9 protein-coding genes are annotated in these 9,524 nt (G+C 54.2%); 3 read left to right on the top strand and 6 right to left on the bottom strand.

Annotation, left to right across the window (positions count from 1 at the left end; translation table 11 throughout):
* Nucleotides 1-590 precede the first annotated feature (590 nt).
* From DES54_RS05960 to DES54_RS05950, 3 genes are all read left to right on the top strand, one after another.
* Nucleotides 591-1,466, top strand: a complete 876-nt coding sequence (locus DES54_RS05960) for an integrase domain-containing protein (protein WP_113865673.1) — start codon at nt 591-593, stop codon at nt 1,464-1,466.
* A 92-nt stretch (nt 1,467-1,558) separates the two neighbouring features.
* Complete coding sequence (locus DES54_RS05955) at nt 1,559-2,644, top strand: helicase RepA family protein (RefSeq protein WP_113865672.1); 1,086 nt, start codon at nt 1,559-1,561, stop codon at nt 2,642-2,644.
* A 256-nt stretch (nt 2,645-2,900) separates the two neighbouring features.
* On the top strand, nt 2,901-3,725 hold the full coding sequence (locus DES54_RS05950) for an arginase family protein (RefSeq protein WP_113865671.1): 825 nt from the start codon (nt 2,901-2,903) through the stop codon (nt 3,723-3,725).
* 108 nt (nt 3,726-3,833) lie between these two features.
* On the opposite strand, the gene DES54_RS05945 is transcribed toward DES54_RS05950, so the two are convergent.
* From DES54_RS05945 to rpmH, 6 genes are all read right to left on the bottom strand, one after another.
* Nucleotides 3,834-5,066 (bottom strand): tyrosine-type recombinase/integrase, encoded by a 1,233-nt coding sequence (locus DES54_RS05945; RefSeq protein ID WP_113865670.1) that lies wholly within the window; start codon nt 5,064-5,066, stop codon nt 3,834-3,836.
* 320 nt (nt 5,067-5,386) lie between these two features.
* Entirely contained in the window at nt 5,387-6,751 is a 1,365-nt protein-coding gene (mnmE, locus tag DES54_RS05940) for a tRNA uridine-5-carboxymethylaminomethyl(34) synthesis GTPase MnmE (protein ID WP_113865669.1), read from the bottom strand.
* A gap of 118 nt (nt 6,752-6,869) precedes the next feature.
* The gene (gene yidC / locus DES54_RS05935) at nt 6,870-8,504 is read right to left on the bottom strand and encodes a membrane protein insertase YidC (protein ID WP_113865668.1); all 1,635 of its coding nucleotides are present in this window, start codon (nt 8,502-8,504) and stop codon (nt 6,870-6,872) included.
* A gap of 2 nt (nt 8,505-8,506) precedes the next feature.
* Nucleotides 8,507-8,764, bottom strand: coding sequence for a membrane protein insertion efficiency factor YidD (gene yidD / locus DES54_RS05930; RefSeq protein WP_009115145.1), 258 nt, complete (start codon nt 8,762-8,764; stop codon nt 8,507-8,509).
* On the bottom strand, nt 8,728-9,087 hold the full coding sequence (gene rnpA / locus DES54_RS05925) for a ribonuclease P protein component (protein WP_113865667.1): 360 nt from the start codon (nt 9,085-9,087) through the stop codon (nt 8,728-8,730). Before rnpA ends, yidD begins: the two co-directional genes overlap by 37 nt.
* 18 nt (nt 9,088-9,105) lie before the next feature.
* The gene (gene rpmH / locus DES54_RS05920) at nt 9,106-9,246 is read right to left on the bottom strand and encodes a 50S ribosomal protein L34 (protein ID WP_004093983.1); all 141 of its coding nucleotides are present in this window, start codon (nt 9,244-9,246) and stop codon (nt 9,106-9,108) included.
* Nucleotides 9,247-9,524: the final 278 nt, after the last annotated feature.

Below are 9,524 nucleotides of genomic sequence, written 5' to 3'. Positions count from 1 at the left end.
CGAAGTGGTGATGTTGAATCCGGATAAGCCGGAAACAGCGCTGGAAAATGCAGCATAAAAAATGACTAAGGGTGCCAACATCCTTGACAGCCGCCGCCCCTGTGGGAGACCTTCATCCTGAGTCTGAACAATTGCTCTATTGTTAGAGTGATTATTATCTTTTCATTCCGGCATCCAGCTTTTTTCTTTTCCCTGGCACACAGACGTGACCGATTACGCCGTTCAGTTTCTGCCTGCTTATTTTCTGCCAGCCAGTGCTGACGACCCTGTTTTATTCCCATGCATGTTTGTTCCGTTTCACAACGGGCACGGCACGCTCATTTTTCACTGCGGTTTTCCACCCGGTACGCCGGGCTGAACAGCCGCTTACTTATCACCCATCAACTAAGGAGGACTGAACCGATACCTGAGGCAGGCTTTCGAGCCTGAGGGGATATCCCTGCTCACGCAGGCGGTTGCACAGAGTGCATCACCGATACCCCGCCATACCTCATCCGCTGCCGCTCCGGCGCACGGGTACCGTTCAGCGCAACACAGGATTCCACCTGTGTTGCGAGACAAACCACGCGCCGGAGACAGAGGAACTCATCATGTCAGCACTTGGACGTGAGATGCAAAAACTTGCCCGGCAGGGCGGAGGCAGTCACAAGACCGTCCATGACCGGCTGCGTATTACCGAACGGCTGGGTAAGCACCTACTCGCGCTGAATATCCAGGTGCGGGCGGTAAAGTACCTGAAGAGCGGGCATATTGAAGCCTATATGGCTGACCGGCTTAGCCAGGGCATTTCACCACGTACGCTACAAAATGAAATGGCCGCTATTCGTACCGTCCTGCGTGAAGCCGGACGGCACACCCTCGTGCAGTCGGATCGTCTCAGTAACCGGGCGCTTGGCCTAAGTGGTGCCAGTCGGGCGGGAACCCGCGCTGCCATTACGGCCGAACACTATCAGCATGTCCTCAGCCAGTTTCAGCAAAAAGACGCCGGGCTGGCCGCCACCCTTGAGCTGGCTCGTCTGTTGGGACTGCGCTCGGAGGAGGCGGTGCGTTGTAGCCAGTCCCTGAAGACCTGGCTGCAGGCCCTGGGCCGTGGCGATGAGCGGCTGACCGTGGTGTTCGACACCAAAGGCGGGCGGCCGCGCCAGACCCTGGTGCTGAACCGGGAAGCCGTCACGGATGCGGTAAATCGGGCGCTGAGTATTACCACAACCCATAACGGGCGTTTGATTGATAAACCCGATCTCCGCACCGTCATGAACCGCTGGCGCTCCCAAACCAGCCGCGCCGGACTCACCGGCCGATATTCACCGCACAGCCTGCGTTATGCCTGGGCTCAGGAAGCCATGCAGCACTACCGGCAGCAGGGTTTCAGCCAGAAAGAAGCTCGCGCTCTGGTTTCCACCGATCTGGGGCACGGCGATGGACGCGGCCGTTATATCGAGCACGTCTATGGACGAGGGGATTGAACCATGCGTTTTGCACCTTGCGGCCATCTTGTGCAGCTTCCAGGCACCCATCACACCATCCCGTTTACCTTTCCTGTTAGGGAGAGCCAGCTATGAAACCCGGAATTAACCCTGTTAACCCTCATCATCCTTCTTTCTCCACGTCACTTCCCCTGCGCCGGGGCTCTGACGGTTATGACACCCGCCAGGATTACCTGATTAAGGGCCATCTGCCCGGCCATTCGCTCAGCAGTATCTACGGCCCCAGCGGTTCATATAAATCTTTTCTGGCGGTGTCTTGGGCCTGCCATATCGCCACCGGCAAGCCGTGGGCTGACCGGCGAGTGAATCAGGGTGCGGTGATTTACGTGGTGGGTGAAGGCGGTATCGGTGTGCCGCGCCGTATCCGCGCCTGGGAACAGACGCTGAACGGCGGCAGTCCGGTCGATGCGCTGTTTCGGGTGGATTGCCCGGTGTTTCCCGCCAGCCCGGAGAGCGTACAGCAGGTAATTCAGGCCGCCGCCGACGTGGAGCAGGAAACCGGGATGCCGGTGCGCCTGATTATCCTTGATACGCTGGCCCGCTGCTTTGGCGGTTCGGATGAGAATGCGGCCAAAGATATGGGCGCGTTTATCCAGGGGTGTGACACCATCAAGGCGGTAACTCAAGCCTCGGTACTGATTGTCCATCATTCCGGCAAGGATCAGGAGCGGGGCGCCCGTGGTTCCAGCGCCTTTCAGGCGGCGCTGGATGCTGAGTTTAACGTCCGGCGCGAAGGCGACGGTAACGCCCTGGTGCTGAGTTGTACCAAGATGAAGGATGCTGAAGAACCCTCCGCCTCAGCTTATGATTTGCAGCCGGTGACGGTCTATGTGGATGAAGATGGCGAGCCGGTGGAATCGTTAGTGTTATATGACCGTCCAAGGGAAATTAATACCGCTGCACAAGCCGACCCGGCACTGGCCGGTATCCCTTATCTGACGGCTAATCATATTGCCCTCTGGCAGTGTATCCGTGGCCGCACCGTTAACGACGGCGTCTGCACCAAATCGCAGTTACGTCAGGACCTGCGGACCCTCGGCCTGAACGTCGACAAGAAGTTTACCCGCTGGCTGGATAAGCTGGTAAACGCCGGTCTGGTCACCGTCAGCGGTGAGACTGTTCTGCCCGCGATTCCGCCGGAGGAGAGGGGGGAATAGCCGGGAGAGGGTGGGGGAACGGCATTGGCTAAGAGGGTAATCCCCCACTTTTTATTTATATAGCAGTAATTATTGGGGGAAATGCGCCGAAGCCGCATTCTGCCTAGCCTGAGTGGCAATACCTGAAAAACAGGTGGGGGAGGCTCGGTCAGAATAAAAGTGGGGGAAATAAAGGGGGATTTTCACAACCCCCAGATGGCGTGATAAGTTGTACGAGCAGACGACGGAGTACCATTGCTTACCAATGAAGAATCCTATGATCAATCAGATGCAGATAACAGTATTTCAAGGGACAGTAGGCGATCGCAACGACCTGGCGCGGCCCGGCGCTATGGCGATCGGCACGCTGATGGCGGAAAGGCTAGGCTTAGCACCTGAGATTATCGGCGCACCGAGTGCGGTGATTGGCCGCGGCTGGCGGGAGGCGCTGGAAGCCGCCAGACCGTCATTGATCGCCTTATCCGATCGGCTCAACCATCTTTTCGCAGACAATATTAAGCCTTTTACCGCATCCAGCCGCTGCGCGGCATCTTTAGCAACATTACCGGTGGTTGCCCGCTATTACCCTGATGCCTGCATAGTCTGGTTCGATGCCCATGCGGACCTGAATACCCCGGCCACTTCTGTGACGGGCTATCTTGGCGGCTTTTCCATCGCGGGGCCGGCCGGTTTATGGGATTCGGGCCTAGGCAGCGGTTTAGATTTATCGGCGGTGATACTGGCAGGGGCCCGCGATATTGATCCCCCGGAGCAAAAACTGATCGACAACGGAAAATTGCAATGGGTGCCGGGAGGCGGCGGGCTGGCCGAAGGATTGCGGCGCGCCATTAATGGCCGGGCGGTTTATGTCCATCTGGATTGTGATGTATTGGAACCCGGTATCGTTCCTACGGAATATGAGGTCTCTGGAGGATTGTCATTAGACGATCTTTACCATGCCAGCCAGGTCATTGCAGAAAATAGCATCATCGGCGTGGAAATTGCCGAGTTTCAGATTTCCCAGGCTGAAAACGGAGCCCCCGCTAATCCTGCCGCCCTGCTTGATGCGTTAAGTCCGTTAATTAATGGATTGACCCGCTAACGCGCTTCGCTTGTTTACCGGCAGATAGGATGGCAATCGAGTTGCCATCCTATCTGCCGGGTCTTTAAAAAATAAATAATCAGGTTATTGCGCTCTCTTGTGAATTATTTATTTTCGTTCCTCATCTTCTGCTTTATAAGCCTTGCCAAACCGGCCAATAATGACTTTCCTGCCTTCTTCGATCTGCGCATCCACAAAGTTCGCCCATGCCTGAAGCATTTCCCGGCGTTGTCCAAGGTATTCCGCCCGGTTATAAACACCACGAACGCCGGCAATCTTATGCGCGAGGCATTTTTCCACCCAGTCGGAATTATATCCCTGTTCATGCAGTAAGGTGCTGGCCGTGCGCCGGAAATCGTGGATAACAAAATCGCGAACATTCAAATCCAGAGTGCGCACCGCGGCATTAAGCGTCGTTTTAGAGATCGGGTGCCGGAAATCATTACGGCTGGGGAATACATAAGGCGACGAACCCGCCAGAAATTTAAGTTCTTCAAACATGGCCAATGCCTGGCTGGACAAGGGAACGATATGCGCCTTATCCATTTTCATGCGCTCGGCTGGAATGCGCCATTCGGCGGTGAGAAAGTTAACTTCATCCCAGGTTGCCTCGATTAACTCGCTTTTGCGCACCATACACAGAATCAGCAGGTGGAGGGCCAGCTTGTGGCGACGGTTCATGCCGGAGGTATAGATACCGCGCAGCAATATGCCGATCTCTTCCGCGGTCAAAGAAACATCCCGGCTGGACGCTTGCGCTATATAACGGGCTTCGATGGCGGCGGCGGGGTTGTTGAATATGATCCCACGCGAGATGGCATAGGCCAGCATGCGTTTCAGCACATTGCGGGCGAGAAGGGCGACATGATCGGAGCCGCGCAGCTTGATGCGGTCGATTACCTCCTGTACCTGTGCGGTGGTGAGGTCTTCGATCTTTAGCTTTCCGATAACGGGAATAATATCTTTATCGAGAATGCGTACAATATTGCGCGGGTGCCGGTTGGTACGCTCAACGATATCTGTTAGCCAGCGTTTGGAGAAGGCTTCCACCGTGGTGGGTTCTTTTTGCTTGGTTTTATCTTGCTGCTTTTTCTGTGCCGGACTGACGCCGTGAGCGATCATGGCGCGGCATTCCTCGCGCCAGCGCCGGGCTTCGGCAAGCGTGAACGCCGGATACTCGCCCAGGGTGGCCTTCTCTTGCTTACCCAAAAAGCGATAACGCAGACGCCATACTTTGCGCCCTGTTGGCAGAATCTCGATAAACAGCCCATTACCATCCGCGACTTGCCATGTGTTGCTTCGAGTGGTGAGACTTTTCAGCTTGGTATCTGTAAGCGCCATATTTCACCTACCTTTGTGCCCATGAGATAAGTGTTCAATATATTGATAATAATGTTTTTTTAAAAAATACCAGTTCTTACCGTGCCCATAGAAAAGGCAATTTGCCTGTTTTTTATACTATTTTTTGTGCCTTTTGGGTACTATTTTTAGACTAAAATTTGAACATGGACACATTGAAAATCGATGCATGGGCACAGACGTGGGCACAAAAAGCGCTGGCTTTCAGTGGAAAGGTATAAACCAGAATGGAAAGACAAATCCCATAAAACAATCAGTCATATGGGATTAGCGGAACAGGGTGGACATCTGCGGAACCGGACTCACTTCCCGATACAGAAACTGGAGAAAATCCTTCCCAGCAGGTCATCTGAGGTGAATTCGCCGGTAATTTCACTTAAGCAATGTTGCGCCAGGCGCAGTTCTTCAGCCAGTAGCTCTCCCGCGTAGGCGCTGACCAGTTGCTCTTTACCCTGAACCAAATGCCAAGCGGCCTGTTCCAGCGCCTGCAAGTGTCGGCGACGTGCCAGAAAGCCGCCTTCGGTGTTGCTGGTGAACCCCATGCTTTGTTTGAGATGATCACGCAGCGTATCAATGCCTTCACCGGTACGGGCTGACAGGCGAATAAGTGAGTGAGTATTCACTTCTTCAATGCCCAGCGTTTCGCCAGTGATGTCCGCTTTATTGCGCACCACGGTAATGGGCAGGGTTTTTGGCAGACGCGCCATAAACTCCGGCCAGATTACGGACGGCTCCACGGCTTGCGTGGTGGTGCCGTCCACCATGAAAAGCACACGATCGGCCTGCTCGATTTCCTGCCAGGCGCGTTCAATACCGATGCGTTCGACTTCATCATTCGCGTCGCGCAGACCGGCGGTATCAATGATGTGCAGCGGCATGCCGTCAATATGAATATGTTCACGCAGCACGTCGCGGGTTGTACCGGCGATATCGGTCACAATCGCCGCTTCACGGCCCGCTAACGCATTGAGCAGACTGGATTTACCGGCATTAGGACGTCCGGCGATCACCACTTTCATGCCTTCACGCAGCAGGCTGCCTTGGTGCGCTTCGGTTCTGACCGCATCCAGATCGGCCATGACGTTGTTTAATTGCGCTTCTATCTTGCCATCGGAGAGAAAATCGATCTCTTCATCGGGGAAGTCGATGGCGGCCTCAACGTAGATTCTCAGGTACGTCAGTGTCTCGACCAGATGATTAATCCGGTTGGAAAAGGCGCCTTGTAGCGAATTGAGTGCGGAACGTGCGGCCTGTTCAGAACTGGCGTCAATCAAATCGGCAATGGCTTCCGCCTGCGCCAGATCGAGCTTGTCATTAAGAAATGCGCGTTCGGAGAACTCGCCGGGGCGGGCGATGCGCACGTCAGGCAGCGTCAGGATACGTTGCAGGAGTAAATCAAGAATGACCGGGCCGCCGTGTCCCTGAAGTTCCAGCACATCTTCACCGGTAAAGGAATTTGGGCCGGGGAACCAGAGCGCGATCCCTTGATCGAGCGTTGTGCCATCCGTATCCCGAAACGGCAGATAATCCGCATAGCGGGGTTTGGGCAACTTATCCAGAACGGCAAGCGCCACGTCTGAGGCCGCCGGTCCCGAAACGCGCAAAATACCTACCCCGCCGCGTCCCGGTGGCGTGGCTTGGGCAACGATGGTGTCGGTATGGCTCATGGTGTTCTCTCTGCGTTGGCGCCTGTCTGCCGCCAGGCTGGTTACAACTCGTTCTGAATAAAAAATAAGGCGGTCATTGACCGCCTTACGCTGGGTATCAGGTTGGTCATCAACCGGATTATTTCTTCTCGCGGCTGTGCAAGCCGCGTTTTTCCAGACCGCGATAAATCAACTGCTGCTGGAGGATGGTCACCAGGTTGCTGACGATATAGTACAGCACCAGACCTGATGGGAACCACAGGAAGAACACCGTGAAAATAACCGGCATGTAAGTCATGATTTTCTGCTGCATCGGATCGGTAACGGTGGTCGGCGACATCTTCTGAATGAAGAACATCGTCACCCCCATCAGCAGCGGCAGAATATAGTACGGGTCTTGTGCGGACAGGTCATGGATCCACAGGGCGAACGGCGCATGACGCAGTTCAACGGAGCCCATCAACATGTAATACAGCGCCAGGAAGATCGGCATCTGAATCAACAGCGGGAAACAGCCGCCCAGCGGGTTAACTTTCTCTGACTTGTACAACGCCATCATTTCCTGACTCATGCGCTGTTTGTCGTCACCGACGCGTTCGCGCATCGCCTGCAACTTCGGTTGCAGCATGCGCATTTTCGCCATAGAGGTATATTGCGCCTTGGTCAGCGGGTACATGATACCGCGCACGATAAAGGTAATGGCGATGATGGAGAAGCCCCAGTTGCCGATAAAACCGTGCAGGAATTTCAACAGTTTGAACAGCGGTTGAGAAATGAACCACAACCAACCGTAATCAACCGTCAGATCCAGATGCGGCGCTACGGCAGCCATTTTGTCCTGAATCTCCGGGCCGACCCACAGCGTCGCATTCAGATTCTGCTGGCTGCCGGCCGGGACGACGACAGGCGTGGCTTTGAAGCCGATAGCCGCTTGTCCGTTGCCCAGTTGAGATGAATAGAACGTGTTGCTGCCCGTGGTTGTTGGGATCCAGGCGGTAGCGAAGTATTGTTGCAGCATCGCGACCCAGCCACCGTTGGTGGTGATATTCAGGGATTCTTCCATATCGCTGAAGCTGTATTTCTGGTATTTATCTTCGCTGGAAGAGAATGCGGCGCCACGATAAGTATGCAGAGCAAAGTTGCTGCTGCCGGTATCGCGATGTTTGGGTAAGTCAATGGATTGCTTCAACTGGCCGAACAAGGTCAGTTCCAACGCCTGCGCACTAGTGTTGTTGACGCTGTAGTCAACATTCAGCGCGTAGTCGCCACGTTTCAGAACGAACGTTTTAGTATAAGTGACGCCATCCGCCGTGGTGTAGGTCATCGGAATGCGCAGTTCGTTTTGACCGTCCGCCAGTTCAAAATGATCCTGAGTGACGGTAAACAACGGACGCGGACCATTGGCCGGATTATCCGGGCCGTTCTTGCCGGTCAGACCGCTTTGCGCTTGATAGACAAACTCGGGTGTGGTTTCCAGCAGCAGGAAGGGTTTGTCTGAACCCAGCGTATCCGGGTAAGCCAGCAGGTGCGCTTGCTCGATATCGCCGCCACGGGTATTGATGGTCAAAGACAATACATCGGTTTTCACCGTGATAAGTTGACCTTGACCGCTGGCCGGTACGCCCTGGTTGGTAGCATCACCGGAAGCTGCATTCGTCGCCTGCTGTATGGCCTGCGTGGTCGCTGGCGGATTTTTGTCCGTTTCCCAGGCTTGCCAGAGCATAAAGGTCACGAATAGCAGAGCGATGAGAAGAAGATTGCGTTGCGAATCCATCGTTAATGTTCTCTGTTATTGTCGGTTTTTGGCGGTACGGGGTCATCACCACCAGGGTTCAAAGGGTGGCATTTTAATACGCGTTTGAGCGTCAACCAACTGCCTTTTATCATGCCGAACCTGCGTATTGCCTCAATTCCGTATTGTGAACACGTTGGCCGGAACCGGCAATGTGGTCCAAGTAACGGACTGATAACGAGTTGATAACCACGTATCAACCCGATCAGCAGGCGTGAGCCAAACGACAGTGCCGACGCCATAGTTTTTCCAACGCTTCCGTCAATGTTCGGTTATCCAGTTCAGACACCCCTTTTTTCGCAATCACCACAAAATCCATTGCCGGCAATGAATGTTGATGCAGGCGAAAGCTTTCGCGCGTCAGGCGTTTAATCCGATTGCGTTCATGAGCACGTTTAACATGCTTTTTGGCGACGGTAAGACCGACGCGGGGATGCCCCAGCGTGTTCAGGCGGCCGAGGATAGTGATTTGCGGCGTGCCAGCCCGTTGCGGCTGCTGGAAGACGAAAGTGAAATGGCTGGGAGTTAACAAACGTAACTCCCTGGGAAAAGCGAGCTTAACCACTCGGCGGGTTAGCTTTTATTACTTAGAAACAGTCAGACGAGTACGGCCTTTCGCACGACGGCGGGCCAGAACCTGACGACCATTTTTAGTGGCCATACGAGCACGGAAACCGTGGCTACGGTTACGCTTCAATACGGACGGTTGGAAAGTGCGTTTCATGGCGATTTCTACCTAAACTTGGATAATTAACGGTTCATCCCTGCTGGCGCGGAGATTGAACACGACTTCACAGTAAACGCGTTTGGCTACTCGGCGTGAAAATAACCGACGCCTCAATCGCATATAACAATTATATAACTGCAATCATATATAACTGAAAGAGGCGGGATTGTAATAATTGTACAGTCCTGAGTCAATTAACATCACACTTCACATGCCAGCCATGCCAACTATTTTTGGATTTCTGTCTGGCTGAGCACAGAAAACAGGCGTAGACG

Source organism: Brenneria salicis ATCC 15712 = DSM 30166 (assembly GCF_003315515.1).
GTDB lineage: Bacteria > Pseudomonadota > Gammaproteobacteria > Enterobacterales > Enterobacteriaceae > Brenneria > Brenneria salicis.
The sequence above is the reverse complement of the archived record's forward strand: the minus strand, read 5'-3'. Positions and strand labels throughout refer to the sequence as shown.

What these genes read in the sequence shown, in the direction of transcription:
- yidD (WP_009115145.1), bottom strand. Translation starts at nt 8,764, where the DNA reads ATGGCGTCGGCACTGTCGTTTGGCTCACGCCTGCTGATCGGGTTGATA.
- yidC (WP_113865668.1), bottom strand. Translation starts at nt 8,504, where the DNA reads ATGGATTCGCAACGCAATCTTCTTCTCATCGCTCTGCTATTCGTGACC.
- DES54_RS05950 (WP_113865671.1), top strand. Translation starts at nt 2,901, where the DNA reads ATGATCAATCAGATGCAGATAACAGTATTTCAAGGGACAGTAGGCGAT.
- mnmE (WP_113865669.1), bottom strand. Translation starts at nt 6,751, where the DNA reads ATGAGCCATACCGACACCATCGTTGCCCAAGCCACGCCACCGGGACGC.
- DES54_RS05945 (WP_113865670.1), bottom strand. Translation starts at nt 5,066, where the DNA reads ATGGCGCTTACAGATACCAAGCTGAAAAGTCTCACCACTCGAAGCAAC.
- DES54_RS05955 (WP_113865672.1), top strand. Translation starts at nt 1,559, where the DNA reads ATGAAACCCGGAATTAACCCTGTTAACCCTCATCATCCTTCTTTCTCC.
- rpmH (WP_004093983.1), bottom strand. Translation starts at nt 9,246, where the DNA reads ATGAAACGCACTTTCCAACCGTCCGTATTGAAGCGTAACCGTAGCCAC.
- DES54_RS05960 (WP_113865673.1), top strand. Translation starts at nt 591, where the DNA reads ATGTCAGCACTTGGACGTGAGATGCAAAAACTTGCCCGGCAGGGCGGA.